Annotated in this window: 21 protein-coding genes and 2 tRNA genes; 12 read left to right on the forward strand and 11 right to left on the reverse strand. The window is 74.2% G+C overall.

Annotated elements, in window-relative coordinates; genetic code table 11:
* The first annotated feature begins 44 nt into the window (after positions 1-44).
* Positions 45-584 carry a hypothetical protein gene (locus tag JAO84_RS12645; RefSeq protein WP_370412963.1) on the forward strand — a complete coding sequence of 180 codons (540 nt, stop codon included), beginning with the start codon at positions 45-47 and terminating at the stop codon, positions 582-584.
* Here the strand turns inward: JAO84_RS12645 and JAO84_RS12650 are convergent, their stop codons facing one another.
* Together JAO84_RS12650 and JAO84_RS12655 are read right to left on the reverse strand one after the other, a co-directional pair.
* Positions 585-1,451 carry a spermidine synthase gene (locus tag JAO84_RS12650; RefSeq protein ID WP_370412964.1) on the reverse strand — a complete coding sequence of 289 codons (867 nt, stop codon included), beginning with the start codon at positions 1,449-1,451 and terminating at the stop codon, positions 585-587.
* 297 nt (positions 1,452-1,748) lie between these two features.
* The gene (locus JAO84_RS12655) at positions 1,749-2,258 is read right to left on the reverse strand and encodes a hypothetical protein (RefSeq protein ID WP_370416740.1); all 510 of its coding nucleotides are present in this window, start codon (positions 2,256-2,258) and stop codon (positions 1,749-1,751) included.
* 235 nt (positions 2,259-2,493) lie between these two features.
* Between JAO84_RS12655 and JAO84_RS12660 the strand changes: the two genes are divergently transcribed.
* Positions 2,494-3,786, forward strand: coding sequence for a tetratricopeptide repeat protein (locus tag JAO84_RS12660; RefSeq protein ID WP_370412965.1), 1,293 nt, complete (start codon positions 2,494-2,496; stop codon positions 3,784-3,786).
* A 128-nt stretch (positions 3,787-3,914) separates the two neighbouring features.
* Here JAO84_RS12660 and JAO84_RS12665 read toward each other — a convergent pair whose 3' ends face one another.
* Positions 3,915-4,511: a histidine phosphatase family protein gene (locus JAO84_RS12665; protein WP_370412966.1), complete on the reverse strand. Its 597-nt coding sequence runs from the start codon at positions 4,509-4,511 to the stop codon at positions 3,915-3,917.
* Between the two features lie 148 nt (positions 4,512-4,659).
* Here JAO84_RS12665 and JAO84_RS12670 point away from each other — a divergent pair, with 148 nt between their 5' ends.
* From JAO84_RS12670 to JAO84_RS12700, 7 genes are all read left to right on the forward strand, one after another.
* Entirely contained in the window at positions 4,660-5,517 is an 858-nt protein-coding gene (locus JAO84_RS12670) for a phosphatase PAP2 family protein (RefSeq protein ID WP_370412967.1), read from the forward strand.
* Positions 5,450-6,601, forward strand: a complete 1,152-nt coding sequence (locus JAO84_RS12675; protein WP_370412968.1) for a hypothetical protein — start codon at positions 5,450-5,452, stop codon at positions 6,599-6,601. Before JAO84_RS12670 ends, JAO84_RS12675 begins: the two co-directional genes overlap by 68 nt.
* Positions 6,602-6,665: 64 nt before the next feature.
* A complete protein-coding gene (locus JAO84_RS12680; protein ID WP_370412970.1) occupies positions 6,666-8,255 on the forward strand; it encodes a hypothetical protein in 1,590 nt (529 codons plus the stop codon).
* Positions 8,256-8,266: 11 nt separating this feature from the next.
* A complete protein-coding gene (locus JAO84_RS12685) occupies positions 8,267-9,595 on the forward strand; it encodes an AAA family ATPase (protein WP_370416741.1) in 1,329 nt (442 codons plus the stop codon).
* A gap of 121 nt (positions 9,596-9,716) precedes the next feature.
* On the forward strand, positions 9,717-10,073 hold the full coding sequence (locus JAO84_RS12690; RefSeq protein WP_265862683.1) for a hypothetical protein: 357 nt from the start codon (positions 9,717-9,719) through the stop codon (positions 10,071-10,073).
* A 153-nt stretch (positions 10,074-10,226) separates the two neighbouring features.
* Positions 10,227-10,832, forward strand: coding sequence for a bifunctional DNA primase/polymerase (locus tag JAO84_RS12695; protein WP_265862686.1), 606 nt, complete (start codon positions 10,227-10,229; stop codon positions 10,830-10,832).
* Positions 10,823-10,896 (forward strand) — tRNA-Lys (locus JAO84_RS12700). The genes JAO84_RS12695 and JAO84_RS12700 overlap by 10 nt, the downstream gene beginning before the upstream one ends.
* A gap of 63 nt (positions 10,897-10,959) precedes the next feature.
* Here the strand turns inward: JAO84_RS12700 and JAO84_RS12705 are convergent.
* Positions 10,960-12,186: a M6 family metalloprotease domain-containing protein gene (locus JAO84_RS12705; RefSeq protein WP_370412971.1), complete on the reverse strand. Its 1,227-nt coding sequence runs from the start codon at positions 12,184-12,186 to the stop codon at positions 10,960-10,962.
* Between the two features lie 698 nt (positions 12,187-12,884).
* Here JAO84_RS12705 and JAO84_RS12710 point away from each other — a divergent pair.
* Positions 12,885-14,648 carry a putative bifunctional diguanylate cyclase/phosphodiesterase gene (locus JAO84_RS12710; RefSeq protein ID WP_370416742.1) on the forward strand — a complete coding sequence of 588 codons (1,764 nt, stop codon included), beginning with the start codon at positions 12,885-12,887 and terminating at the stop codon, positions 14,646-14,648.
* Between the two features lie 98 nt (positions 14,649-14,746).
* Here the strand turns inward: JAO84_RS12710 and JAO84_RS12715 are convergent, their stop codons facing one another.
* Together JAO84_RS12715 and JAO84_RS12720 are read right to left on the reverse strand one after the other, a co-directional pair.
* On the reverse strand, positions 14,747-16,444 hold the full coding sequence (locus JAO84_RS12715) for a glycosyl hydrolase family 18 protein (protein ID WP_370416743.1): 1,698 nt from the start codon (positions 16,442-16,444) through the stop codon (positions 14,747-14,749).
* A 296-nt stretch (positions 16,445-16,740) separates the two neighbouring features.
* Positions 16,741-17,868 (reverse strand): LLM class flavin-dependent oxidoreductase, encoded by a 1,128-nt coding sequence (locus JAO84_RS12720; protein ID WP_370412972.1) that lies wholly within the window; start codon positions 17,866-17,868, stop codon positions 16,741-16,743.
* Positions 17,869-18,238: 370 nt separating this feature from the next.
* On the opposite strand from JAO84_RS12720, the gene JAO84_RS12725 reads away from it, so the two are divergent.
* Together JAO84_RS12725 and JAO84_RS12730 are read left to right on the forward strand one after the other, a co-directional pair.
* Positions 18,239-18,997, forward strand: a complete 759-nt coding sequence (locus JAO84_RS12725) for an IclR family transcriptional regulator (RefSeq protein WP_265862690.1) — start codon at positions 18,239-18,241, stop codon at positions 18,995-18,997.
* Positions 18,998-19,071: 74 nt separating this feature from the next.
* Positions 19,072-19,145, forward strand: a tRNA-Lys gene (locus JAO84_RS12730).
* A 73-nt stretch (positions 19,146-19,218) separates the two neighbouring features.
* On the opposite strand, the gene JAO84_RS12735 is transcribed toward JAO84_RS12730, so the two are convergent.
* The 5 genes from JAO84_RS12735 to JAO84_RS12755 all read right to left on the reverse strand — a co-directional run bounded on the left by JAO84_RS12735 (position 19,219) and on the right by JAO84_RS12755 (position 24,977).
* Positions 19,219-19,890, reverse strand: coding sequence for a response regulator (locus JAO84_RS12735; RefSeq protein ID WP_370412973.1), 672 nt, complete (start codon positions 19,888-19,890; stop codon positions 19,219-19,221).
* Positions 19,812-21,170: a sensor histidine kinase gene (locus JAO84_RS12740; RefSeq protein WP_370412974.1), complete on the reverse strand. Its 1,359-nt coding sequence runs from the start codon at positions 21,168-21,170 to the stop codon at positions 19,812-19,814. The genes JAO84_RS12735 and JAO84_RS12740 overlap by 79 nt, the downstream gene beginning before the upstream one ends.
* Before the next feature lie 78 nt (positions 21,171-21,248).
* Positions 21,249-22,934: an AMP-binding protein gene (locus tag JAO84_RS12745; RefSeq protein ID WP_370412975.1), complete on the reverse strand. Its 1,686-nt coding sequence runs from the start codon at positions 22,932-22,934 to the stop codon at positions 21,249-21,251.
* Positions 22,935-22,995: 61 nt separating this feature from the next.
* On the reverse strand, positions 22,996-23,586 hold the full coding sequence (locus JAO84_RS12750) for a lytic polysaccharide monooxygenase (RefSeq protein ID WP_265862697.1): 591 nt from the start codon (positions 23,584-23,586) through the stop codon (positions 22,996-22,998).
* A gap of 155 nt (positions 23,587-23,741) precedes the next feature.
* The gene (locus tag JAO84_RS12755; protein WP_370412976.1) at positions 23,742-24,977 is read right to left on the reverse strand and encodes an SPFH domain-containing protein; all 1,236 of its coding nucleotides are present in this window, start codon (positions 24,975-24,977) and stop codon (positions 23,742-23,744) included.
* Positions 24,978-26,261 lie beyond the last annotated feature (1,284 nt).

The raw sequence follows: 26,261 nt of genomic DNA on the forward strand, positions 1-26,261 counted from the left end.
GCGGGACGGACAGCAGTACGGCTGACGGATGGCAGGATGACCCGGTGCGAAGAGGTCTGGTTCACGCCCTGGCGTGGTCGCTCGCCACGGGCGCGGCGGTCACCCTCTCCTGGTGGGGGGTGCACACGGTGCTGGCCGGCACGGTCTACGACCCGCCGCGCGCGCTGCCCATCCCGTCCGGCGCCACGGGCTCGGACGGCGCCTCGATCGGCGCGCCCACCTCGGCCGCGACCCCGTCGGCGCCCACGCCCACCCCCTCCGCCGGCCCGGGCACCGGCAGCCCGTCGCAGCCGCCGACCACTCCCCCGGCCGCGCCCCGGCAGCCCGCCTCCGCGAAGCCGCCGGCGGACACGAGCGGCAACGTGAAGAGTTACGGCACGGACGGCGGCCGGGCCGTCTTCGACCTGGGCCCGTCCTCGGCGGAACTGGTGAACGCGACGCCCGAGTCGGGCTGGCAGATGCAGGTGTGGAAGCAGCCCACCTGGATCCGGGTGACCTTCACCAAGGACGGGCGCGAGATCTCCGTCTTCTGCCTGTGGCACGACTCGGCGCCGCGCGTGGAGATCGACGAGCGCTCCGTCTGACTAACGGAAGACAGAGGCGGGCGGTACGGGAGAGGGCTTGGCGCTGGCGTCGGTGACCGCGGCCGCGCCACCGGTGAAGTCGGCGAGCGCCCGCCCGTGCTCGACCCGCCCCGGGTGCGGGTCGGTCGCCACCCGCCGGGTCAGCTCGGCCACCGGCAGTTCACGGTCGGAGGCGAGCAGTACGGCGTTGCCGAAGCGGCGCCCGCGCAGCACGGTCGGGTCCGCGGCGACCGCGAGCTCCGGGAAGACGGCGGCGGCGGTCGCGATCTGGCCGCGGAGATGCGCCAGCGGCGGGCCGTCGGCGAGGTTGGCCGCGTAGAAGCCGCCGGGCCGCAGCACCCTGCGTACCTCGGCGAGAAACTCCGTACTGGTCAGATGCGCGGGGGTCCGGGCGCCGCTGAACACATCGGCGATGATCAGGTCGGCCCAGCCGTCCTGGACCTTGCCGAGCCCGGCGCGGGCGTCGGTCGACCGGACCCGGATCCTGGCCCCCGCGTCGAGCGGCAGCTCCCGCCGCACGAGCTGCACGAGCGGCCCGTCCAGCTCCACGATCTGCTGGGTCGAGCGAGGCCGGGTGGCCGCCACGTACCGGGCGAGGGTGAACGCGCCGCCGCCGAGGTGCACGACCTGCACCGGCCGGTTCGGCGGCGCGACGAGGTCGGCGATGTGCCCGAGCCGCCGCTGGTACTCGAAGGACAGATACGCGGGATCGTCGAGGTCCACATGCGACTGCGGGGCGCCGTCGATCAGCAGCGTCCACCCGCGCGCCCGCTCCCGGTCGGGTATGAGCTCCGCGAGCCCGCCGTCCACCTGCTCGACGACCGCCACGCCCTCCGCCGCCCGCTCCCGCTGTCTGTTCCTGGCCACGCCCTCATTATCGGCGCAGGTGACGCAAGACGGCGCCGAGCCTTTCAGGGGCGCGGGACTGTGACACTTTGCGGCTCCGCCGCGTGGGCGCGATCGCCACGACGGACCAGGCCTTTCAGGGGCGCGGGGAACTGCGCGACCAGCCACGACGGCGCCGCACCGGCCTACGGCGAAAGGGCCCCCAAGGGGCGCGGGGCTGTGACACTGTGCGGCTCCGCCGCGTGGGCGCGCCAAGCCACGACGGCGCCGCAGCCGCGAGACGGCAGATCTCACCCACCCGCTAGGCGCCCGCACCGCTCAGCGGCAGCCATCCGCCGCCTCGATCAACCGCGCCGCCTGCCCAAGCGCCTCCCGCAACATCGCCGGATCCGTGACCTCACCGCTGTCGCCGGGCGGCAACAGCCAGTCGGCCGGGCGCGGAGTGACGCCGTCCGGGCCCGGGAGCTCCGGCGGCTCCGGGATCCGCAGCCCGCGCCCGTCCGTCCTCGTACACGCGCTGCCCGGCATGTCCCAGCCCGCCGCGGTGCCCGGCGGCACCAGGAAGCCGAGCGTGTCGCACGCCCCGTCGTGCAGCACCGGGCCCACCGCAGGGGCGCCGCCGCGGCGCAGGATGTCCACGGCCTCCAGGCCCTGCCGGGCCGGCACGGTCACCAGGTCGCAGGGCGCGGCGACGGCCGGCGAGGCCGTCCGGACGGCTTCGCCGGGGGACGCGCTCGCGTCCGCCGTGGGGGTGTGCCGCTCGGTCGACGCCTGCGAGGCGGACGACGCCTGCGCGGCGACCGGCCCGATGGCTCCGGCTTCCACCATTTCCACCATGGGACCCTCCTCGTTTTCGAAGAGGAGACACGTTCCGTCTCTCCACATGGTTCAACGCCGCTCCCCGTCAACGGCTACGGCGGCACGCCGCCGCAAAGGATGGCAGTTCATGGCAGATCGCGTACGAGATATCCGATTTGTTGCCAAACCCAGCGTGGGCGACCGGTCACAGCAGGTACGTTCTTGCCCCGCCGGAACACCGGCAGCACCAGGAGAGGGCTCGGCCATGGCGTTGTCACGGGCAGTTCCCAATCTCGCCTTCCGCAGGCTCCGCGGACAGCGTTCGCCGGCGGAGTTCGCCGCGGCCGTCCGCCGGGCGGCACGGGAGATCGGCGAGCAGGTCGCGTGCGACGCCCGCTACATCGGCCGCGTCGAGGCGGGCGAGATCCGCTGCCCGAACTACGCGTACGAGCGGGTCTTCCTGCACATGTTCCCCGGACTGAGCCTTGCGGACCTGGGGTTCTCGGCGCGGGAGGCCGTTCGCGGCCGGCGGCCGGCCGCCGTGGCGGCCGGGGCACCGCCGCCCCTCGCCTTCACCACCCGGAACGATGAGGAGAGCGACGTGCTGCGTCGCGCATTCATGACCGGCGGCACCGCCACCCTGGCGACCGCCTCGCTGGGCCTCGGCGGCTCGGCCGCCGTGGCCATCCCGGCCCCCCGCTCGGTCCACCGCGTCGGCGACGCCGAGGTCCGCGCCGTAGAGGAAGCGGTTCGCCAGATCCGGCTGCTCGACGACCGGCACGGCGCCGAGGGGCTCTACCGGCGGGCCACCCAGCCGCTGCGCTCCGCGTACGCCCTGCTCGACGCGGGCGTCACCACCCGCCGCGCCACGGCCGACCGGCTGCACAACGGCGCCGGTGAACTCGCCATCTCGGTCGGCTGGCTCGCCCACGACTCGGGCCGGCTCGACGATGCCCGCTCGCACTACGCCGAGGCCCTGGCCACCGCCCGGATGGCCGGCGACTCCGCCCTGGAGGCGCACGCCTTCTGCAACGCGTCGTTCCTGGCGCGGGACTCGGGCCGCTACCGCGAGGCGGTACGGGCCGCCCAGGCCGGGCTGCGGGCCGCGACACCGCTCGCCTCCGACCGGCTGCTCGCGCTGCTCACCCTCCGGGAGGCCGGGGCCTGGGCCGGGCTCGGCGACCGCGGCGCCTGCTCGGCGGCGCTCGGGCGGGCGCACGCCCACTTCGGGCGGGGCCCCGGCGAGGGCGACCCGGAGTGGATGTCCTTCTTCGGCGAGCCGGAGCTGGAGGCGCAGGAGGCGCTGTGCTGGTCGCTGCTCGGCGACTGGTCGCGCGCCGCCCGCCACGCCCAGCGCGCCACGGTCCTGCAGGACCCGCACTTCGCCCGTAACCTCGCCCTCTACCGCACCCAGCTGGCCGGCAACCTGGCCCGCGCGGGCCGCCCCGACGAGGCGGCGGCGGAGATCCGGCGGGTGGAGGACTCCCTGGCGGGCGTCGAGTCGGCCCGTATCCGCAGCCTGCTGACGGAGACCCGCAAGGTCATCGCCGCGCACTGAGCCGAGCGCGGGCCGCGGCGCGTACCCAGCGGGCGCCCCGGCGCGCAAGCGGCCCGGGGTGAGGCCGCGCGCGGGCTCCGGCGCGCAAGCCGCGCACTGAGCCGCCACGGCGCCCCCCTGCCCCAGAGCTACTGCTCCAGGTGCCCGGTGTCGTTCCAGCGCTCGATCGCCGGGTCGCCGTAGGCCCAGCCGAGCACCGAGAGGCTGGTCGGGTCGAGGCGGATGCGGGCGGCGAAGGAGACGTCCTCGCCCAGCCAGCGCGCGCCGATGGAGCGCAGGATGTGGCCGTGCGCGAAGACGAGCACGTCGCGGTCGGCCGAGCGGGCCCACTCCACGACCCGGTCGGCGCGGGCCGACAGCTCGGCCATCGTCTCTCCGTCCGGCACGCCGTCGCGCCAGATGAACCAGCCCGGCTGCACCCGCTGGATCTCGGCCGGGGTCATCCCCTCGTACGCGCCGTAGTCCCACTCCATCAGCGCGTCCCAGTCCTCGGCGCGCTCGCCGAAACCGGCCAGGTCGCAGGTCTCGCGGGCCCGCACCAGCGGGCTGGTGCGCACCTCGACGCCGTCGAGGCCGGCCCACGGGCCGCGGGCGAGCCGCTCGCCGAGGAGCTTGGCGCCGCGCCGGCCCTCGTCGAGCAGGGGGATGTCGGTCCTGCCGGTGTGCCGGCCGAGCAGCGACCATTCGGTCTGGCCGTGCCGGGCGAGCAGGATGCGCGGTGCCATGGAGGCTCTCCAGATCTTCACGTGCGGATGCCCTCCCATCATCTCCCACCCGAATTCGCGGTGACCGCCGGGCAACCTCCCCGACACGGACCGCGTCCTCCCACGACCGGACGGGGGTACGGGTACGGACCGAGTGGGGGAACCGGGCATGCGCAGGCCACGCTGGTGGGCGGAGCTGATACTGATCGCCGCGGTGTACGCGGCCTACTCCGGCGGGCGACTGCTCGCCCGGGGCGACGCGGACTCGGCCGTGGGGCACGGGCTGGCGATCCTGCGGATCGAGGAGACCCTGGCGCTCGACTTCGAGCGCCCGCTGAACCGTCTGTTCACCGCGGTCCCGGCGCTCGGCGTGCCCGCCGACTTCGCGTACGCGTCCCTGCACTACCTGGTCACGCCCGCCGTCCTGATCTGGCTGTACCGCCGCCGCCCCGCCGCCTATCTGGCCGCCCGCACCTGGCTGATGCTCGCCACCCTCCTCGGCCTCGTCGGCTTCACGCTGCTGCCGACCTGCCCGCCGCGGCTGCTCGCCCCCGGGCACGGCTTCGTCGACACGATGGCGCACTTCAGCTCGTACGGCTGGTGGGGCGGGGAGGCCAGCGCGCCGCGCGGTCTCGGCTCGTTCACCAACCAGTACGCGGCGATGCCGAGTCTGCACGTCGGCTGGGCGCTGTGGTGCGGGGTGCTGCTGTGGCGGTACGGGCGGACGCCGCTGCTGAAGGTCCTGGGGGCGGCGTACCCGCTGCTGACCGTGCTCGTGGTGATGGGCACCGCCAACCACTACTTCCTGGACGCGGCGGCCGGGGCGGCGGTGATGGGGGCCGGGCTGCTGCTCACGCCGCTCGTACGCCGGGCCCTGGATCGACTCCAGGATCGGATCTTCGGGGGCGAATCGGAGCGAAACCACCCGCGTGTCAGTGGCGGATGGGAGACTTCCGCGGGTGAGCGCATCCCTGGGCAGCGGCCCGCACCGGCCGCCGCAGACGACACTCCGGCATCGGCTCGCTGAGCTGCGCGGACCGGCCGCCGTGCCGCGTCCGCTGGACGCGCGGGCGCTGGCCGCCCTGGCCGCGAACCCCGGCTGCCGGCGGCGGGCGATCCTCGACGGGGCGGGGGTCGACAAGACCGCGCTCGCCGCGAAGCTGGGCTCCCCGTCCGGTTTCGGCCAGTCGCAGTTCGCGATCGCCCGGGGCAACGCGTTCGAGGCGAAGGTGAAGGCGGACGGCGGGCGCGAGCTGCTCGGGCTGCTCGGCATCGCCGAGCCGGGCGAGGTCGACCTGCCGGAGCTGACGGCCGCAGGCCCGGAGGGCCGGGCGGCGCGGACCGCGCTGGCGCTGCGGGAGGCGACGGCGGCGGGCCGCTGGGCGCTGTTCGACCATCCGATGCTGGCCCTGGAGGTGGCCGGTTCGCCGGTCTATCTGGAGCCGGACGCGGTGGTGGTCCGGCCGGACGGGCGGTGGACGGTCGTGGAGATCAAGTCCTTCCCGATGATCGACGGTTCGGCGGACGCGGCGAAGGTGGGCGCGGCGGCCCGCCAGGCCGCGGTGTACGTGCTCGCCTTGGAGAAGGTCGCCGCGCTCACGGAGGGCGCGGCGGTGGCCCACCAGGTGCTGCTCGTCTGCCCCAAGGACTTCTCCAACCTGCCGACCGCCTCCGCCGTGGACGTCCGCAAGCAGCTCGCCGTCACCCGGCGCCAGCTCACCCGGCTGACCCGGATCGAGGAGATCGCGGACACCCTGCCGGAGGGCGTCACCTTCGATGTCGCCGAGTGCTCGGCGGAGCAGCTGGCCTCGGCGGTGGAGTGCGTGCCGCACGCCTACGCGCCGGAGTGCCTGGCCGCCTGCGAGCTGGCCTTCCACTGCCGTGAGCGGGCCCGCACAGCGGACGTGGTGACGGCGCTCGGCCGTTCGGTACGGGGCGAGCTGGGCGGCCTGACCACGATCGGCGCGGTCCTGGCGGCGGCGCGCGGCGAGGCGGGCGACCCGGACGACCCGGCGGTGGCGGCGCTGCGCCGGGCGCGGGCCCTGCGCGCGGAGGCGCTGGCGGCGGCTCCGGCCCGTATCCCGGCGGAGGTCGTCGAATGCGCCTGCTGACCGGCCTTCGGCCCGTCCCTGCCATCCCCGCCGAGACTGCCGAGACTGCCGAGGAGGCACCCGTATGTCGCTGATCGGCACCCTGGCCCGGATGGAGGCCGTGGAGGCGGGCCGGGCCCAGCCGCTGGCCACGGTGCGGCACCGGCATCTGTCCGAGCGTCCGCTGGTCCTCGTACCGCTGACGACCTCCGGTGAGGCCGGTGCGCCGCTCGGCGCGCTGGTGGGCACGGACCCGGAGGAGCCGCGGCTGCTCGTCGTGCCGCAGCCGCGCGACCGGGACCTGCGCTTCGCGTTCCTCGCCGAGCTGGCCGACGAGATCCTGCCGTACGTGGACTCGTACGCGGAGGTCGTGGAGGCGGCCGAGCGCTCCGAGACCGACCCGGAGACCGGCAAGAAGGTCAAGGTCGAGGTCGAACTGTGCGCGGACGCACCGCAGTTGGTGGTGCCGAGCCGGGCGGGCGTCGAGTACGTACGACTGCTCGGGCGGTCCATGCGGTTCCGGCGCACGGCCGAGCAGGACCCGGAGACGCCGTTCCCGGCGCCGCCGCGGGTGCCGCTGCTCGGGCGCTGGCTGACCCACTTCGGCGAGCGGGCCCGGGTGCCGGGCTCGTCGCTGCTCGTCGCGGCGACCGATCTGCTGAACCGGCACTGGGCGACCGGCCAGTCCTCCCTGGAGGACCAGCACCTGGGCGCGCTGCTCGCCTGGATCGCCCCTGACGACGGCGAGTCCGGGGCGGAGGCGGCGCTGCGCGCCGAGCTCGGGCGGGACGCGCAGGGGCAGTTGGTGTGCCCGCCGGCCGGTCCGGCGACCGACCCGGCCTTCGACAACAGGCTGCTCGCGCCCGCGATCGAGCGCTACGACCGGGCCCGGCAGGCGCTCGGCGCGGCCGAGGACGGCGGGGCGGCCGAGGACGGGCTCGCCGAACTCACCCGCGCCGAGCGGGAGATCCGCCGCCTCGTCCTCTCGCAGCTGAGGCCGACCTGGTACGCGGTGTGGCAGGCGCTCGACCTGCTGCGGGAACTCCCGGAGGGGGCCCGGGTGGCCGACCGCTGGACCCGCGACCGCTGGTCGTTCACCGGCCAGCGCGACCGGATCGCGGCGGGCGAGCCGCCGCAGCCGCGCCGGGACGACGCGGTGACCGCGGCCTCGAAGCTGGCGGCGCGCGAACAGGCGCAGGGCCAGCTGGAGGCGCAGGAGGCCCTGGACGACCCGCTGGTGATGGCGGGCCGGCGGCTCGCGGGCGAGGCGTTCGTCGCGGAGGTCACCGAGGTCACCATGGCCTGGACGGAGTCGAAGCGCCCGGCGCCCCGCCCGCTGCTCACCGTCCGCACCGACGACCGGCCGCACCTGGGCGAGGGCGTGAAGGCGTACCGCTCGCTCGACGGCAAGCCGCAGTCGGCCGAGTTCGTGCGCCACGAGCCGGACGGCGCCCTGGTGCTGCGACTCCTGGACAAGATGGGCCGCTCGAAGGATCCGGCGGAGGGCACCGTGCCGGAGAAGGGCGAGCGGATCGCCTGGACGCTGTTCGAGCACGACCAGCGGATGGGCGCGAAGCTGCCGGACCCGGAGGAGACGCCGTGGACGCACGGCGGCCCTCCGCGCACCGATGCCCTGGAACTCCCTGATGCCGTCACACCGGAGGACATCCTGTGAGCCCCGAGTCCCTGCCCTTCGACCCGTCCGCGGAGGCGACCCGGGCGACGGAGGCGATCCTGGCCGACACGCTGCGCGGCTCCGCCCGCGGCGTGGTCGTGGACTCTCCGCCGGGCGCCGGGAAATCGACGCTCGTGGTGCGGGCGGCGCTCGAACTGGCCGATGCCGGGCGCCCGTTGATGATCGTGGCGCAGACCAACGCGCAGGTGGACGACCTGGTGCTGCGGATCGCCGAGAAGCAGCCGGAGCTCGCGGTCGGCCGGCTGCACTCCAGCGACGCCGATCCGTACGACAAGGCGCTCGACGACCTGGAGCAGGTGCGGAAGTCGGCGAAGGCCGGGGACCTGGTGGGTCTGCCGGTGGTGGTGTCGACGGCCGCGAAGTGGGCGCACGTGAAGAACGTGGAGCCGTGGGCGCACGCGATCGTCGACGAGGCGTACCAGATGCGCTCGGACGCGCTGCTCGCCGTGGCGGGCCTGTTCGAGCGGGCGCTCTTCGTGGGCGACCCGGGGCAGCTGGACCCGTTCTCGGTGGTGGGCGCGGAGCAGTGGGCGGGCCTGTCGTACGACCCGTCGGCGTCGGCCGTCTCCACGCTCCTGGCGCACAACCCGGAGCTGCCGCAGCACCGGCTCCCGGTGTCCTGGCGGCTGCCGGCCTCGGCCGCGCCGCTGGTGTCGGATGCCTTCTACCCGTACACGCCCTTCCGCAGCGGCACCGGCCACGGCGACCGGCGTCTGTCCTTCGGCGTGCCCTCGGACGGCTCGGCCCCGGACCGGGTCCTCGACGAGGCCGCCGAGTCCGGCTGGGGCCTGCTCGAACTCCCCGCCCGCCACACCCCGCGCACCGATCCCGAGGCGGTCCACGCGGTCGCCCTCGTCGTGCGCCGCCTGCTCGACCGCGGCGGCGCCTCGGTCTCGGAGCGCTCCCCCGACCCGGCCCCCCTCACCCCGGACCGCGTCGCCGTCGGCACCGCCCACCGCGACCAGGCGGCGGCCGTCCGCGCGGCCCTCGCCGACCTCGGCGTCACGGGCGTCACCGTGGACACGGCGAACCGCCTCCAGGGCCGCGAGTACGACGTCACCGTCGTCCTCCACCCCCTCTCCGGCCGCCCCGACGCCACCGCCTTCCACCTGGAGACCGGCCGCCTCTGCGTCCTCGCCTCCCGCCACCGCCACGCCTGCATCGTCGTCTGCCGCGCCGGCGTCACCGCCCTCCTCGACGAACACCCCTCGACGGAACCGGTCCAGCTGGGCGTCACGGTGAAGTTCCCCGACGGGTGGGAGGCGAACCACGCGGTGCTCTCGCACCTGGCGGAGCACCGCGTGTCGTGGGCGCCGTGAGTCCGGACGCCGTGAGTCCGGGCCCGTGAGCGGCGGGCTTCGGCCCTCTTGCCAGGCGCGGGAGAATGGGAAGCGGCGGCCCGGGTGTCCGGGCCGTGTGTGTGCGAGGAGGAGAAGGACCATGGCGGAATCCGCGGAGCGGAGCGGGCAGCGGCGGGTCAGGCCGGCGCCGCTGGTCTTCGAGCCTGCCGAGGCGACCGCCGACCCGGAGCACTTCTTCGACCTGGAGTCCATCGAGGACCCGCGGGAGCTGCTGGCCCGGGCGACGGAGCTGACGCTCGCGTTCCGGGCGGCGACGGACCGGGCGATCGAGTACCAGGCGATCGCGGCGGCCCAGCTCGCGGACCCGCGCCGGTTCGACCGGCTGACGCCCGCCGACATCGCCGAGCGGGCGGCGTGGACCGAGGACTACGCGCGGAAGATGATCGAGTTCGGGCAGGGCCTGATCCGTACGGGCGGGCGCGAGACCGAGGACTGAGGGAACGGGGACCGGGACTGCGCCCGCGGTCTACCCCGGCAGCCCAGCGCGCTGGCATATGCCGGGGCGCAAGATACTCCTCCGCACCCCACCGTGTCCGGGTTTCCCGCAACCCGCTGAAACGGCTCCGTCACACCCGGTAGATGTTCTCGTATGACGACGTGGTTGAGCGACGAGACGACGGTCCTGTACGACATCTGCCGGCACCAGCCCGCGCGGGTCACCGAGGACGGCGCCGCCTGGCTCGCCTCCGCCACCTCGCGCCCGGGCCCCGCGCTCGCCCACTGGGAGCAGCGCCCCGCCTCCCCCGCCGTACTCCCCTGCGGCACGGTCTTCGACGTCGTCAACGTGGAGCCGACCTTCGGGCGCCGGATGCTGGACCGGCTGTGGGCCGAGGGCCCGGGCAGCGGCCCGGTCGCGGTCCACCGGGGCCGGATGCTGCTCTTCGCCGCCCCCGGCACCGCCCAGCGCTTACCGTCCCTGCTCGACTGGGAGGAGTGGGGCCAGGAGGTCCCCCGCCCGCTCTGCCACGGCACCGGCGACGCGGTCACCATCCCCCCGCTCACCCCGCACGACTCCTCGGGCCCCCGCTGGCTGGTCGCCCCCGACACCCGCAAGCCCTGGCTCCCCGGCCCCGAGGTCCTGCTGTGGGCCTGCGTGCGGGCCGTCCGGGCGGTTAGGGCGGCCGACGTGCGGGTATCGATTTTTGCTTCCGCCGACCAGGATGCTAATGTCTACGACGTCAGCAGGCGCCGCTAGCTCAGTTGGTTAGAGCAGCTGACTCTTAATCAGCGGGTCCGGGGTTCGAGTCCCTGGCGGCGCACAGACGGAAGAAGCCCCTCGCGGAAGCGGGGGGCTTCTTCGTGTGCACGGGGGATCGGTCGGCTCAGCCGACGGGCTGCGGGCCCGTGATGCGGATGGTCCAGACGCCCGAGGGGGTGCGTTCGGCGACGTCCACGCGGACGCCGGTGTCCGGGACCGTGAAGGACTCGCCCTCCTGGAGCGGGGCGTCCGCGAGCGGGGGGTAGACGGAGCGTTCCCAGCAGGCCTCGGTGCGGGGGTGGGTGTCGACGACCTCGACGGGACCGTCGCCGGAGGCGGCGCGGTTGCGGACGCGGTAGACGAGGACGCCCTCGGTGCAGGTGTCGGCGTCGTTGCCGGTGGCCGAGCGGGCCTCGATGGCCAGGACGCTGTCCTCGCCGGTGCGGACCACGGCGAGCCGGGTGCCGAGGGTGCCGCCGGCGACCGGGGCGGCGGCGACCGGTTCCAGGCCGATGACGTGGGTGCCGGGGCCGCGTACGCAGGCCACCTGGGCGCGGTCGAGCCAGCCCAGCTTCCACTTGTGCCAGGCGAAGAGGTCGGGCGCGAGGCCGAACTGGCTGCCCATGACGTCCCAGTCGCCGACGTGGGTGTCCCAGTCGCCCTTGCCGTCGGTGGGCCGGTGGTAGAGGTCGGGCAGGTCGAAGACGTGTCCGGTCTCGTGGGCGAGCACGTTGCGGTCCGGCGGGTGCCGCTCGAAGACGGTGACGACCCGCTTGATCTCGGTACCGTCGGCCTCCGGCGGGTGTTCCAGGTTGACCACCTTGGTGGCGTCGGAGTCCACGCCGGGCGCGTCCGGGTCGGCGACCAGATAGACGATGTCGTAGCGGGAGAAGTCCACGGCGGCGTCGGCCGCCCGGATCGCGTCGCGCAGATAGGCCCCGCGGTGCTCGGCGCTCCAGTCGCGCCGTATCGCGTACGCGGTGGATTTCTGCGGCATCCGGGCCCAGCCGGCCTGCGGGTGGACGCGCAGGCTGAAGCGTCCGTAGGAGGCGCGCTCGAAGAACTCGGCGGTGCCGGGGAAGTGGTCGGCGGTCAGCTCGGCGGGGGTGGTGAGCGGCGGGGAGTCGGGGAAGGACAGGAAGATCATGACGGCGTCGAGGGCGCGGGCGGGCCGGGGGTAGGCCCGGTTCCAGGTGTCGAGGCCGAGGGAGTGGTGCGCGGCGGTACGGGGCAGGGCGCACGGGCCCGCCGAGGGCGCGGCGACGGCCGGCCCGGCCACCAGACCGGTCGCGGCGAGCGCCGCGAGGGAGGTGAAGGCGGCCGCGCCGGCCCGCAGGCGGGAGCGCTCCACCGGCCCGCGCGCGCCACCGGACCCCCGGCCGAGCCCTCGCCCGGGCGCCCACTCGGACCCTCCTCCATACACTCCCCCAGCCCCCCGGCCGAGCCCTCCCCCGCCCGCTCCCCCGTGCGCGCCACCGGACCCTCGCCCGGGCACCCGCCCGGGTGGCTGCTGACCCCTCACGTGGACCTCCGGCTCCGGAAAGCTGACACCTCAACCACCTTGTGGCGGTTTGTGGTGTTTCGCACCTTTCCGCTGCCCCGGTCGGGTGAGCGGGACGCGCCCGGTCGACGCGACACGGGCAGGCATCAGCTCACGGAAAGTCACATTCGGTCAGGCCCTCATCGACCCGTGTCACACCCGCGCAGAAACGATCTGCCGCCACCCGGGGTGGTCAGCCTCACAGCCCGCACGGGGCCCGGGGCCCGTCCAGAAGCTGGAACGGCGCCCCAACCAGCCTCTATGATCGGCACACTTTCCCTGGGCCGACCATTCCGACCACATCTGTACGGGAGCGAGCGGTGAGCGGATCCCCCGAAGTACCGGTGCACCCGTCGGCGGAACCGGCGATCACAGAGTGTCACTCACCCGCACCCGATCCGGACGACGGTACGGAACTCCGCGACCCCCGAGACGACCTCCACGACCCCCGAGACGACCTCCGCGACCTCCGCGACCATCAGGCCGCCTTCCGCGCCGCCCGGCTCGCCATGGCCCTGGTCGACCGGGACGGCATCGTGCTCGCCGCCAACGACGCCCTCGGCTCCCTCCTCGGCGCCGACGCCGACGCCCTGCGCCGGCAGGCCGCCGCCGACCTCGTCGACCTCGCCGCCGACGGCCGCACCTGGCACGCCTACCGCGAGGTGCTCGGCGGCCGCCGCTCCCGCTTCCGCTGCACCCGCCGCCTCAAGCACCCCGACGGGCGCTCCCTGTGGGCCGAGGTCACCGTCGCCCCCGTGCCGGACAGCCCGCGCGTGCTGCTCTCGGTCGCGGACATCAGCGACCGGCGCGAGCTCCAGGCCCGGCTGCGCCACCTCCAGATGCACGACCCGGTCACCCGGCTGCCCAACCGCACCCTCTTCTTCGAGCGGCTCACCGCCGCCCTGGAGAGCGCCGCCACCGAGGGCCCGGCGGCCGGCGAGGCCCCCCGGGAGCACACGCACCGGACCCACGAGACCTACCAGTCCTACGAGTCGTACGGGCATGGCAGAACAGGGCGGATCGGCATCTGCTACCTGGACCTCGACGGGTTCAAGGCGGTCAACGACACCCTCGGGCACCGGGTCGGCGACCGGCTGCTCGCCGCCGTCGCGGGCCGGCTGACCGAGTGCGCCGACGGCTACGGCTACACCCGCAGCGGCGGCGGGCACCTGGTGGCCCGGCTCGGCGGCGACGAGTTCGCGATCCTGGTCGAGGACTCCACCGGCACCGAGCAGCTGGCCGACCTCGCGCAGTCCGTCCTCACCGCGCTCCAGGAGCCCTTCGACCTGTCCGGGCAGCGGCTCTCGGTCTCCGCCTCCATCGGCGTGGTCGAGCGGCGCGCGCACGGCTCGACGGCGACGCAGCTGATGCAGGCCGCCGACACCACGCTGTACTGGGCCAAGGCCGACGGCAAGGCCCGCTGGACCCTCTTCGACCCCGAGCGCAACGCGCACCGGATGACCCGGCAGGCGCTCTCCTCCACCCTGCGGCCGGCCGTGGAGCGGGGCGAGTTCGTGCTGGAGTACCAGCCGCTCGTGGACCTCGTCGACGGGGCGGTGCGCGGGGTGGAGGCGCTGGTGCGCTGGGACCACCCGCAGTTCGGGCTGCTCACGCCGAATCGGTTCGTCGGGATCGCCGAGGAGGACGGCTCGATCGTCGAGCTGGGCCGCTGGGTGCTGCACACCGCCTGCCGCCAGGCCCGGCAGTGGCAGAAGGACCACCCGGGCGACCGGCCGATCTTCGTCAGCGTCAATGTGGCGGTACGTCAGGTCTGGGACTCCGACCTGGTCGCCGACGTCGCCGGCATCCTCGCCGAGACCGGGCTCGCGCCGCATCTGCTCCAGCTGGAGCTGACCGAGTCCGCCGTCATGGGCTCGGCCGGCCGGCCGCTGCAGGCGCTCCAGGCGCTGAGCGACATGGGGGTGCGGATCGCGATCGACGACTTCGGCACCGGCTATTCGAACCTCGCCTATCTGAGCCGGCTGCCGGTCTCCGTGCTCAAGCTGGACGGATCGTTCGTGCGCGGCTTCCAGGACGAGGAGCACGCCAACCCGGCGGACGAGCTGATCGTCGAGGCGCTGGTCGGGCTCTCGCACCGGCTCGGGCTCACGGTCACCGCCGAGTGCGTGGAGACCTCGGGCCAGGCCGCCCGGCTGCGCCGGATCGGCTGCGACACCGGCCAGGGCTGGCTGTACTCCCGGCCGGTGGCGCCGGACCGCATCGCGGAACTGATCGGGGTCGCGCCCCTGCCCGTACAGCCGCAGCCGGCGTAGCCCGTACGGAAGAATCCACGCAGGGCATGGAACTGCCCCCGGCCGGAGGGACATTCCGGGCGGGGGCAGTGGTTCATGAGGGGTTCACACCGGGGTGACTAGCAGGCGCCGAGGTCCTGCCAGACGCCCCACTCGCCGGTCGTGCCCGGCTCCTCGTTCTGCGTCCACCACTTGGCCTTCCAGTTGTGGCCCTTGTGGGACACGGTCTGGCCGCCGGTGTAGACCTGGCCGGCGACGTACGCCGGGTTGGTGCAGCCGGTGGGCGGGGTGGTGGTCTGCGTCGGGTCCGGCGTGGGCTCCGTGGTCGGCGGAGTCGTGGGGGCCGTCGTCGGCGGGGTGGTGGGCGGGGTGGTCGGGTCGGTCGGGGTCGAGCCGACCGCGGTCACGATCTGGTTGAAGAGCGTGGCGTTGGCGTCCAGGCCGAGCAGCGAGTACATCATCGCGCCGGCGAGACCGCGCTGGTGGGCGTAGTCGGCGCGGGCCTGGATGGTGCGCTGGTCGAGACCGGTGAAGAACTCGCCGTCCTTGTAGAAGTAGGCGGACTTGGCCTGGTCGTCCCAGAAGGTGGTCGCCGGGTTGTCGACGATGCCGCCGAGCTCCTTGTAGTACGCGATGCCGGCCGCCTGGCTCAGCGGGCGGGCGTTGGAGCCGCCGGTGGCGGTCTGCGCGAGGCCGTTGGTGGTGCCGGCCGGCACGCCCTTCCAGCCGCGGTAGTAGAACTCGTAGCCCAGGGTCAGCTTGTTGGCGGGGAAGCCGCCGGTGATGCCGTAGGCGGGCTTGCCGTCGATCCAGGAGTCGATGGCGTTGTCGATCGAGTACTTCTCGGTGCCGGGCTTGATGACGTCGGTCGGGTCGTTGGCACCGGAGTTGAGCGGGGACTGGTGGTACGTCGGCCCGTCGCCGTCCCAGGCGCCGTGCATGTCGTACGTCATGATGTTCGCGTAGTCGAGGTACGCGCCGATCTTGTCCGTCTCGATGTTCTTGATCTTGTCCTGGCCGGCCGGCAGGGCGGCGGTCAGCAGGTACTTCTTGCCGCCGTGGGCGGCGCCGTACTCGTCGAGCTGCTTGCGGAACTCGGCGAGGAGCAGGGTGAAGTTCTGCTTGTCCTCGGTGGCGTAGTGGTTGCCGAGGTGCCCGTCGGGCGAGCCCGGGTACTCCCAGTCGATGTCGATGCCGTCGAAGATGCCGGCGGCGGTGCCGGGGCCGCCGTAGCCGCCCTCGACCGGCAGGTCGCCCTGGATGTACTGCTTGATGCAGGAGGCGACCAGCTTCTTGCGGCTCGCGTCGGTCTTGGCCGCGTCCGAGAAGTACTTGGAGTAGGTCCAGCCGCCGAGCGAGATGTTGATCTTCAGGTTGGGGTGCTTCGCCTTCAGTTCCTTGAACTGATTGAAGACGCCCACGATCGGCTGGTCCCACTTGTCGGCCACACCGTCGACGCTGTCCGCGGCCGAGAAGGACTTCTGGTAGTCGGCGTACGAGTCGCCCGCGCCGTCACCGGCGTTGGGGTTGGCGTCGTCGCCGGCGGCCTTGTTGGCCTCGAAGCAGGTGAGGTCGGTCGGGTGGATGTTCCCGAACGAGTAGTTGATGACGTCCAGTTTGGCCGCGATCCCCCGCTCGTCGAGGTGCTTGGGGTAGAAGGCGTTCCCGTAGACGCTCCACTGGTCGTAGTACGCGATCTTGACGCCGCCGGTGGACGCGGCCGTGGTGGCGGCGCCGGCGGCCGAGGCCGAGCCGAGGCCGACGGTCGCGGCGAGCGCGCCGGCGGCGAGGGTCGAGCAGAGGAGTGCGGCGATCAGTGGCTTGCGGGGACTGCCGAGACTGCGGGGGTTGCGGGGGTGCACGTGCGGCCTCCGGAAGGGGTGGCGGTACGGAAGTTGGAGCAGTGATATCCGCCGCGTGAACAGCTCGTCAATGGTCTGAACCAGATTGAGGACTAGACCAATTGGCGGAAGAAAGCCCTTGTCAGAGGCGTGCAGCACAAAGAACAACCGCCCGCCACCATGCGTGACGAGCGGTTTAAGGTTCACTTAGGTTTCCACGGCCCGCCGGTTCGAAGGTGAACCAACGGGCCGGGAAATTCCACTTGGTGGAGTCAGTCGAGCTCGGACACGAGCTCGGACACGAGCTCGGACGCGAGCTCGGGCGCGACCTCCGGCAGACCGTACGCGTCGGCGATCAGCTCGTAGCTGCGCAGCCGCGCGTCCCCGCTGTGCGCGTTGGCCGTGAGCATCAACTCGTCGGCGCCGGTGCGCTTCTGGAGCGCGTCCAGGCCGTCGCGGACCTCGTCCGGCGTGCCGTACACGATGTTCGCCAGCCAGCCGTCCACGAACTCCCGCTCCGCGGGCGCGAACGCGTACGCCTCGGCCTGCTCCGGCGTCGGTACGAGGCCGGGCCGGCCGGTGCGCAGCCGCAGCATCGACAGGGCGCCGGTCAGCACCTGGCGGTGCGCCTCCTTCGCCTCGTCGGCGGCGAGCGCGGCCACGCCGATCAGCGCGTACGGCGCGTCGAGGACGGCGGAGGGGCGGAAGGACTCCCGGTAGAGGTCGAGCGCGGGGATGGTGTTGCGCGCGGAGAAGTGGTGGGCGAAGGCGAACGGCAGTCCGAGGAGGCCCGCGAGGCGGGCGCTGAAGCCGGAGGAGCCGAGCAGCCAGATCGGCGGCCGGCCCTTCGGGCCCTGCACCGGGCCGGGGACGGCGTGGATCCGGGCGTACGGATGCCCGTCCGGGAAGGTGTCGTCGAGGAACCGGGTCAGCTCGGAGAGCTGCTCGGGGAAGTCGTCGGCGCCCTCGCCCAGGGTCTGGGTCCGGCGCAGGGCGGCGGCGGTGGCGCCGTCCGTGCCGGGCGCGCGGCCGAGCCCGAGGTCGACCCGGCCCGGGGCCAGCGCCTCCAGGGTGCCGAACTGCTCGGCGATCACCAGCGGGGCGTGGTTCGGCAGCATCACGCCGCCGGAGCCGAGGCGGATGCGCCGGGTGTGGGCGGCGAGGTGGGCGAGGATCACGGCGGGCGAGGAGGAGGCGACGCCGGGCATGGAGTGGTGCTCGGCCACCCAGTGCCGGTGGTAGCCGCGGCGCTCGGCGAGCCTGCTGATCTCCACACTGGTCGCGAGCGCCTGGCTCGCGGTGCGCCCCTCGCCGACCGTGACCAGGTCAAGCACGGACAGCGGTACGGGCGCGGTGCCGCGCGCCTCTCCTCGAATCGCGTCTCGAATCGCGTCGCTCACCGTGGGCGGCCTTCCTGCGTAGGGACGTCGGTCACGGGGGCTAACAGGAGGAGGTCTCCGGTTATTCCGGAAGCCGGGGCAAAAGCCCGTCCGGGAGCCCTTCCGCGGGTCCACCGGGGGTTCCGGAGGTCCCCGCGCGAAAAAGTCTTCACGTCCGGAAGGGCACCGAACGGGCGTGCGGACGCCTGTTCACACGGCCCTGACCTCAGCCTCTCCGGCGGGGCTGTGACTGTGGCATATGCCACCGGGGTGATGCCCAGCACAGGGGGCCTGTGCACCGCATCATTCTCGCCAACAGCCGCCCCGTTGCGGGCGCTTGGCGGCTATCGTGGTACGGAAGCTTGCGGTCACAACCTGGTAGGGGGAAACCGTGGCGCTGAAGCCCGAGCCCACCGCGCCGTTCCACTCGGTGCAATACGCCCTGCGCGTGCTTGAGACGGTCTCACGGCACGGCGGCGGCGTGACGGACGTGCAGATCGCGCGGGAGACCGGCCTGCCCGTCGCCCATCTGTCGTCCCTGCTCCTGATGCTGCGGCGCGAGGGTTATGTGGAGCAGGTCTCCGACGGCGCCTATGTCATCGGCGACTCCCTGGTCCTCCTCGGCTCCGGCGTCACCCGCCGCGAGGCCCTGGAGCGCAAGCTCCAGGAGACCCTGACCGAGCTGCGCGACTCCGTCGGCGCCGCGGTCTACATCAGCCGCTACATCGACGGCGAGGTGAAGATCACCCAGTTCGCCGACGGCCCGCGCACCCCGAAGGTCAACGAGTGGGTGGACTTCCGCTCGGCCGCCCACGCCAGCGCGGTCGGCAAGTGCCTGCTCACCCAGCTCGACCAGAACGGGCGCCGCGACCATCTGAGCCGCCACAAGATCGCCCGGCTGACCTCCCGGACGATCACCAACGAGCGCGTGCTCTTCTCCAAGCTGGACAGCCAGCCGCCGACCGTACCCATGCTCGACCTCCAGGAGTACGCGGTGGGCACGGTCTGCGCGGCGGTGCCGCTCACCGCGGGCGCGACCGTGGGCTGCCTCGCCCTGTCGCTCCCGATCGAGCACGCGCACCGGCTGCGCGCCGCGGCCGACACCCTCAACCGGCGGGCGGCTCCGGTGGTGCTCTCGCTGGCGATCTAGCGGGTGTCGGGAAGGTGGTCCGGGGGTGGTCACGAGCACCCCTCCGGACCAGGTAGTATTTTCTCTGTCAGCAGGCGCCGCTAGCTCAGTTGGTTAGAGCAGCTGACTCTTAATCAGCGGGTCCGGGGTTCGAGTCCCTGGCGGCGCACAGACAGGAAGGCCCCTCGCGAGAGCGAGGGGCCTTCTGCTTTGCCCGTTCTTCTTTGCCCGTTCTTCCGGCGTCACGCCCGGAGATAGGCGAGGACGGCGAGCACCCGGCGGTGGGTGTCCTCGGCCGGCGGCAGGTCCAGCTTGGCGAGGATGTTGCCGATGTGCTTGCCGACGGCGGCCTCCGTGACCACAAGCTGGCGGGCGACCGCCCCGTTGGAGTGCCCCTCGGCGACCAGGGCAAGGACCTCCCGCTCGCGCGGGGTCAGCGCCGCCAGCGGATCGCGGTGCCGGCGCAGCAGCTGCCGTACGACCTCGGGGTCGACGACCGTGCCGCCGGCCGCGACCCGGGCGAGCGCGTCCACGAACTCCTCGACCTGACCGATCCGGTCCTTGAGGAGATAGCCGACGCCGGTCCCGTCGCCGGAGTCGAGGAGGTCGGCGGCGTAGCTGCGCTGCACGTACTGGCTGAGCACGAGCACCGGCAGGCCCGGGCGCTCGGCGCGCAGCGCGACGGCGGCGCGCAGTCCCTCGTCCTGGAATCCGGGCGGCATCCGTACGTCGGTGAGGACGATGTCCGGGGCGTGCGCGGCGACGGCGGTGCGCAGGGCGTCGGCGTCGCCGACGGCGGCGACCACCTCGTGGCCGAAGCGGGCAAGCAGGCCGATCAGTCCCTCGCGGAGAAGGACGCCGTCCTCGGCGAGGACGATCCGGAGGCCGGGTCGGTCGGGGGCAGCGGGCTGCACGGGATCTCCGCTCGGAGGAGGGTCGGCCCGCCGGGCGGGCTGGTGATCGTCAGTGTGCCATCGAGGACGGCGAGCCGGTCGGCGAGTCCGGTGAGTCCGCTGCCCCGGGCGGAGTCGGCGCCGCCGTGCCCGTCGTCCTCGACGGCGACGAGCAGGGTGCCGTCGGCGTACCGGGCGGTGATCCGGGCGCGGGCGGCGCCGCTGTGCCGGTCGACGTTGGCGAGGGCCTCGCGGGCCACGAAGTGGCCGGCGCTCTCGACGGCGGCGGGCAGCCGGGGCAGCTCGGGGTCGAGGCCGGCGGAGTCCACGGGGGTGGCGGTGCGGTCGGCGGCGTCGGCGAGGGCGGCGCCGAGTCCGTAGTCGGCGAGGACCTGGGGGTGGATGCCGTGTATCAGCTCGCGCAGTTCGGTGAGGACCCGGCCGGCCTCGTCGTGGGCCTTGGCGAGCTGGTCGGCGAGCGGGCCGGGCGGGGCGTCGTAACGGGCGAGGCCGAGGGTCATGGTGAGGGCGACGAGCCGCTGCTGGGCGCCGTCGTGGAGGTCGCGTTCGATCCGGCGCCGCTCGGCCTCGAAGGCGGCGGCGAGCCGGGCCCGGGAGGCGGTGACCTCGCCGATCCGCTGCCGCAGTTCGGCCTCGCGCGGGGCGAGCAGGGCGCGGGCGAGGGCGGCGCGGGCGCCGGCGTAACCGGTCAGCGGGTAGAGGAGGAGCGGCAGGAGCAGCAGGCCGAGGAGGGCGGCGGCGCAGGCCTGGGGGTAGGAGGTGACCAGGTAGGCCTTGACCACCTTCGCCTCGTGGCCGTCGGCGGCGAGCTGGAGCGGGGCGCTCATGAGGGCGGCGGGCAGGCCGAGTCCGACGGCGAGGACGGTCAGGTCGAGCGGCCACAGGACGGTGGCGTGGAGCAGGGCGTACGCGAGCTCCCGCCAGGTGGCCTGTTCCCTCGCCCGCAGCCGGAGCCAGGCGCCGAGCCCGGGGGCCTCGGGCAGCCGGTGCGGGTCGGGCGCCGGGTCGGGGTCGACGAGCCGCAGCCGCCACCGCTCGGCGGCGCCGACGGCGACCCCGGCGAGGAGGAGCAGCGGGAGCCCGACGAGCAGCAGCGAGAACCCGCAGAGCACCAGCAGCAGGAGCAGCGTGACGGCGCCGGAGGCCACCCCGCCCGCGAGGTGCGCGACGGCCCGCCAGGGCCAGGCGGTGCGGAGGAGGCCGGCGGGGCGGGCGAGGGCCTGCCAGACGGTGCGGGCGGCGGGGCGGGGGGTGCGGGGCCGGGGGCTGCGGGACTGCATGACGTGCACGCTAGGCGCGGGGGCGGGCCGGGGGCCATGGGTCTGAGGGGCGTACGGGGGGTGGGCCTGGCCCTACCCCTAGGGGCAGTCGGACAGCGGCGGGTCGCCGGGAAGCGGCCGGCCCTGGCGGGCGTACTCCTCGCGGAGGCGGGCGCGGACGGCCGGGGTCAGGGGTTCGTACGGGGCGGTGGGCGCCGGGCGCCACCAGACGGGGTCGGCGGTGGCGAGCGCGGTACGGCGCAGGGCGACCCGGTGGATCTTGTTGGTGGCGGTCAGGGGGAGTTCGGGGACGACCCGGACGTATTTCGGGGGCATCTTGGTGCCGAGGTCGCCCTGGGCGGCCAGGAAACCGGCGAAGGCGCCGGGGGTGAACGCGGTGCCGGGGCGCAGGGCGAGCGCGGCCATCACCTGGTCGCCGGCGACGGGGTCGGGGATCGCGTAGACGGCGACGCCCGCCGCGCGTTCCCAGCGGGCCAGGATGTTCTCGATCATCGCGGCGGCGAGGTTCTCGCTGTCGACGCGCAGCCGGTCGTCGGTGCGGCCGGCGAAGTAGAGGAAGCCGTCGGTGTCCCGGTAGAAGAGGTCGCCGGTCCAGTACCAGCTGTCCCGTACCCGTGCGGCGTCGGCCTCGGGGTTGCGCCAGTAGCCCTCGAAGGGGCTGCGGCCCCGGTTGACGAGTTCGCCGACGGCCTCGTCGGCGTTGAGGAGCACGCCGGTGGGCGAGAAGCGGGCCGGCGGGCACTCGCGGCGGGTCTCCGGGTCGACCACGGCCAGGTCGTCGCCGGGCGCGGCCCGCCCGATGGCCCCGGCCGGGGTGCCCGGGGTGCGCTGGATCGCGGCCCCGCCCTCGGAGGATCCGTACCCCTCGACGAGCCGCGCCCCGAAGCGCGCCTCGAAGCGGGCGGCGTCGGCCGCGCCGGCCTCGGTGCCGAAGCCGAGCCGGAGCCGGTGGTCCCGGTCGTGCGGGCCGGGCGGGGTGGCGAGGAGGTACTGCACGGCGCGGCCGACGTAGGTGAAGTAGGTGGCGCCGAAGCGCCGTACGTCGGGCAGGAAGCGGGAGGCGGAGAAGCGGGCGCGCAGCGCGATGTCGGCGCCGGCGGCGAGGGCGGGGGCCCAGTCGGCGATCACCGCGTTGCCGTGGAACATCGGCATGCAGATGTAGTGGGTGTCGTCCGGCCGTATCCGAAAGTGGGAGACGAGGGAGGCGCCGGCGGCGGCGAGCCGGCCCTGGGAGCAGACGGCGGCCTTGGGCGCGCCGGTGGAGCCGGAGGTGAAGGAGAGCAGGAAGCGGGTGTCGGGGCGGGCGGCGGGCCGGAGGAAGGTGTCGTGGGGCGTGGCCGTCCCGTAGGGGGCGAGCAGGGTCGCGTACGCGTCGGTGTCGGTCACGAGCACGCGCAGCCCGGCGGGCAGCGGGAGTCCGTCGAGGAGCGGCAGGTGGGCGCGCTGGGTGACGAGGACCCGGCAGTCGGTGTGCCGGATGTCGCGGGCGAGTTCGGCGCCGCGCCGGGTGGGGTTGATCCCGGCGACGGCGGCCCCGGCGAGGGCCGCCGCGCCGAGCCAGAGCGGGTACTCCGGTGTGTTGTCGAGCAGCAGGCCGAGGTGCGGCTCGCGCCCCGGCCGGGGGGGCATCAGCTCCGTGAGCAGGGCGGCCCGCGCGGCGGCGCCGGCGGCGACCTGGTGGTGGGTGAGGGTGGTGCGCTCGTCCCTCAGTCCGGTCCGGTGGTCGTTCCACTGGCGTCGTACGAGTTCCGCGACGGTCCCCATGCGGCGGGATGGTAGCTGACGGTCTTTCAGTTGTGAACGTCGCCGATGTGCCCGTTGGCGACTAGAGCTGGACGTCCGAGCACGCGTAGAAGGCGTTCCCGGTGTCCGCGATCGTCCAGACCGCCAGGATCAGGTGCCGGCCGGTCTTGCCCGCCGGGATGGTCCCGGAGTGCGAGAGGGTCGACGGCGGCTGCTGGTTGTTGTAGGGGACGACCAGGAAGGGCTGGGTGTCGAGGTCGGCCCGGGTGAGGGCCCTGGTCCCGGTCCAGCCGTTCTTGGTGATGTAGTAGCGGAAGTCCGTGGTCGCGTGGCGGGCGGTGAACTGCCACCGGAAGGTGTAGCTCTGGCCCGCGCTGACCCTGGTCGTCGGCCAGGCGCCGTTGCGGGCGTCGTCGAGCTGCGCGAAGCGGGAGTTCCCGCCCGCGCAGATCGTCCCGTCGGCGGGGCCGCGGGACGGGAAGCCCTTGAGCCCCTCGACCGACTGCGGCTCCCACTGGATGTCGCCGCAGTTGGAGACGGTGCGGTTGGCGCAGAGCTTCTGCCGACTGATCGGCGAGTCGGTGTAGCCGTGGCTGCTCGCGCTGGTGGTGGCGAAGAGGGAGGCGGCTGCGACGCCGAGCGCCACGGCCGCCACCCCTGTCTTTTTGCGCATGCTGTCGCTCCAGGAGAACGTGGGGGTGTTCTGTGGGCTGTGCTTGCACGCGTGCGGTAGTGCTCTTGACTGTCGGGTTTAGGTCTAGACCAAGTCCCAAGGTAGGGACGGAACTTGAACATGTCCATACCAACGGCGGGGTGGCCGGGACGGGTTCAGGCGCCCTCCCCCGGGGCGGTGCGGCCGGTGTAGAACGCCACGGTCAGGTCCTTCACCAGCGCCTTCTTCTCGTAGTCGTCCAGCTCCACCAGACCACGGGAGGTCAGCCGGTGGACCACGTCGTCCACCGCGTCCACGACCGAGGTGAGCACGCTGTCCCGGTGCTTCGCGTCGATCGCCGCGATCCGGCGGCGCTGCATCGCCGCGGCGACCTCGGGGGCGTACTCGATCCGGGTCGGCTGCGCCGAGAACACGTCGATCCCGACCGGCGCGCACTCCGCCGACAGCATCCGGGTCAGCGCCTCGCCGACCGCCTCCGCGTCGCGCAGGGTCGGCGCGTCCTCGTGGAACGCGTCCGCCGGCAGCTGCGACAGGACCCGCGCCATCGCGGCCTCGACCTGCTCGCGCAGATACTCCTCGTGCCCGTCCACCCCGAGCGCCGCCCGCACGGTGTCCCTGATCCGCCACACCACCAGGACCACGACGTCCAGCGCCGTGCCCTTCGCGTCGACCGCGGGCAGCGGCTCGCTGCGCCAGTGCCGCAGGCGTACGTCGACCCGGCGGCGGAGCAGGAGCGGGCTCACCCAGAGCAGGCCGGTGCGGCGGACGGTGCCGCGGTACTCGCCGAACAGGGTGAGCACGAGGGCGTAACCGACCCGGCCGCGGCCGAGACCGCCGAGGAAGAACAGCGCGACGACGACGCCGAGCGCCAGCAGCGCCCACTGGCCGAGATGGATCCCGTCGTACGGGCGGACCGGCAGCCGCAGCATCCGCGCGGCCTCGTCGGGCACGGCGCCCGTCCACCACACGATCGCCGCGCACCCGATCGCCGCGATCGCCCCGCCGACCACCCCGACCCACCCCGGCAGCACCGGCCCCGGCCGCTCGACCAGCTTCGGATCTGCGGTCGGCGCGGGGCGCGAGGCGGAGCGGGTGGGCGCGGGGATGGCGGCGGCCTTCTTCCTGCCGTTGCCGTTGCCGTTGCCGGCCTTGCCCTTGTCGCCGGGCTTACCCTTCGCCTTGGCCACGGGCACGGTGTCGGGCCCCCCGTCGTCCCCCTTCCCGCCCCCTTCCGACTCGTCCCGGAACAACAGATGCACCGGAATGCTCCCGGTGGTCTCCCCCGCGATGACCTTCTGCCGCCGGGGGTTGGTGGTGGTGGCGGCGGTGGTGCTGCGGCTGGGGGGCTCGGCGTTGGCGGCGACGGGCAGCGTGACCGCCTTGACGCGCATCCCGGCGATCCACCCGAAGTCGACAGCCTCGTCCGGGCGCCCGGCCCGGCCCGGGGCGGCAGGCTGCGCCGAGCCGGAGGCGCCGGCGTGGGTGCCGGCCTGCGGCGAACCAGACGCGCGACCGGGCGCACCGGCGGACGACGGGTACCGCTCGTCGGGCGCACTCGCCTGCGGCGAGGCCGCCGAGGCCGTCCGGGCACCGGACGGGGCCGGCTGCGCCGACCCAGCAGCACCGGCCGGAACATGGCCGGTCGCCGAGGAACTCTGGGCACCGGCGTGGGCACCCACGGACGACGCGGCCTGCGCCAAACCGGAGGCGTTGCCGGCACCGGCGGAAGCCGAGCGCGGCTCATTGCGTCCACCGGCCTGCGACGAACCCAGGCCGTGGCTGGCCCCGGACGGAGTCGGCTGCGCCGAGCCAGGGGCTCCGGCCTGGGCACCTGCCTGCGGGGAACCCGGGGCCTGGCCAGTCGCAGAGGAAGTCCCGGCGCCAGCGTGGGCGCCCACGGACGACGCGGCCTGGCCCGAGCCGGAGGCATTGCGGGCACCGGCGGAAGCCGGGCGCGGCTCATTGCGCCCACCGACCTGCGCCGAACTCAGGCCGTGGCCGGCACCGGGCGGGGCCGGCTGCGCCGAGCCGGAGGCTCCGGCGTAGGCACCCGCCTGCGGCGAACCGGACACGCCAGCGCGCGAACCGGGGGACCACGAGTGCGGCTCATCGGGCGCACTCGCCTGCGGCGAGGCCGCCGCCTGGCGGGTCGCCGCGGAAGTCCCGCCGCCGGCGTGGGCACCCACGGACGAAACGGCCTGCGCCAAACCGGAGGCGCTGGCTGCACCGGCCTGCGCCGAACCCAGGCCGCGCCTGTCCCCGGACGGGGCCGGCTGCGCCGAGCCGGAGACGCCGGCGTGGGCACCCGCCTGCGGCGAACCGGACACACGAGCGCGCGAACCGGCGGACGACAAGTGCGCGTCGGGCGCACCCGCCTGCGGCGAACCCGGGGCCTGGCCGGTCGCCGTGGAACTCCGGGCGCCAGCGTGGGTACCCACGGACGACGCGGACTGCACTGCCCCGGAGGCACTGGCTGCACCGGCCTGCGCCAACCCCAGTCCGTGGCTGGCGCCGGACGGAGTCGGCTGGGCCGAGCCGGCACCAGTAGAAGACGGGCGTGCTCCGTCGAGGGTGCTCGGTTGCGGCGAGCCGGGCGGCTGACCGGTCGCAGGACGGTCCGGGTGGGCAGCGCGCGTGTCCGCCGCCGCTCCGGAAGCCCGCGTACCCGACGCGCC

Source organism: Streptomyces fradiae, assembly GCF_041270065.1.
GTDB lineage: Bacteria > Actinomycetota > Actinomycetes > Streptomycetales > Streptomycetaceae > Streptomyces.

Excerpts from the sequence above, each read along its gene's own strand:
- JAO84_RS12695 (WP_265862686.1), top strand. The coding sequence starts at position 10,227 with ATGACGACGTGGTTGAGCGACGAGACGACGGTCCTGTACGACATCTGC.
- JAO84_RS12680 (WP_370412970.1), top strand. The coding sequence starts at position 6,666 with ATGTCGCTGATCGGCACCCTGGCCCGGATGGAGGCCGTGGAGGCGGGC.
- JAO84_RS12750 (WP_265862697.1), bottom strand. The coding sequence starts at position 23,586 with ATGCGCAAAAAGACAGGGGTGGCGGCCGTGGCGCTCGGCGTCGCAGCC.
- JAO84_RS12755 (WP_370412976.1), bottom strand. The coding sequence starts at position 24,977 with ATGCGCGTCAAGGCGGTCACGCTGCCCGTCGCCGCCAACGCCGAGCCC.
- JAO84_RS12655 (WP_370416740.1), bottom strand. The coding sequence starts at position 2,258 with ATGGTGGAAGCCGGAGCCATCGGGCCGGTCGCCGCGCAGGCGTCGTCC.
- JAO84_RS12660 (WP_370412965.1), top strand. The coding sequence starts at position 2,494 with ATGGCGTTGTCACGGGCAGTTCCCAATCTCGCCTTCCGCAGGCTCCGC.
- JAO84_RS12710 (WP_370416742.1), top strand. The coding sequence starts at position 12,885 with ATGGCCCTGGTCGACCGGGACGGCATCGTGCTCGCCGCCAACGACGCC.
- JAO84_RS12670 (WP_370412967.1), top strand. The coding sequence starts at position 4,660 with ATGCGCAGGCCACGCTGGTGGGCGGAGCTGATACTGATCGCCGCGGTG.
- JAO84_RS12740 (WP_370412974.1), bottom strand. The coding sequence starts at position 21,170 with ATGCAGTCCCGCAGCCCCCGGCCCCGCACCCCCCGCCCCGCCGCCCGC.
- JAO84_RS12690 (WP_265862683.1), top strand. The coding sequence starts at position 9,717 with ATGGCGGAATCCGCGGAGCGGAGCGGGCAGCGGCGGGTCAGGCCGGCG.
- JAO84_RS12745 (WP_370412975.1), bottom strand. The coding sequence starts at position 22,934 with ATGGGGACCGTCGCGGAACTCGTACGACGCCAGTGGAACGACCACCGG.
- JAO84_RS12665 (WP_370412966.1), bottom strand. The coding sequence starts at position 4,511 with ATGGCACCGCGCATCCTGCTCGCCCGGCACGGCCAGACCGAATGGTCG.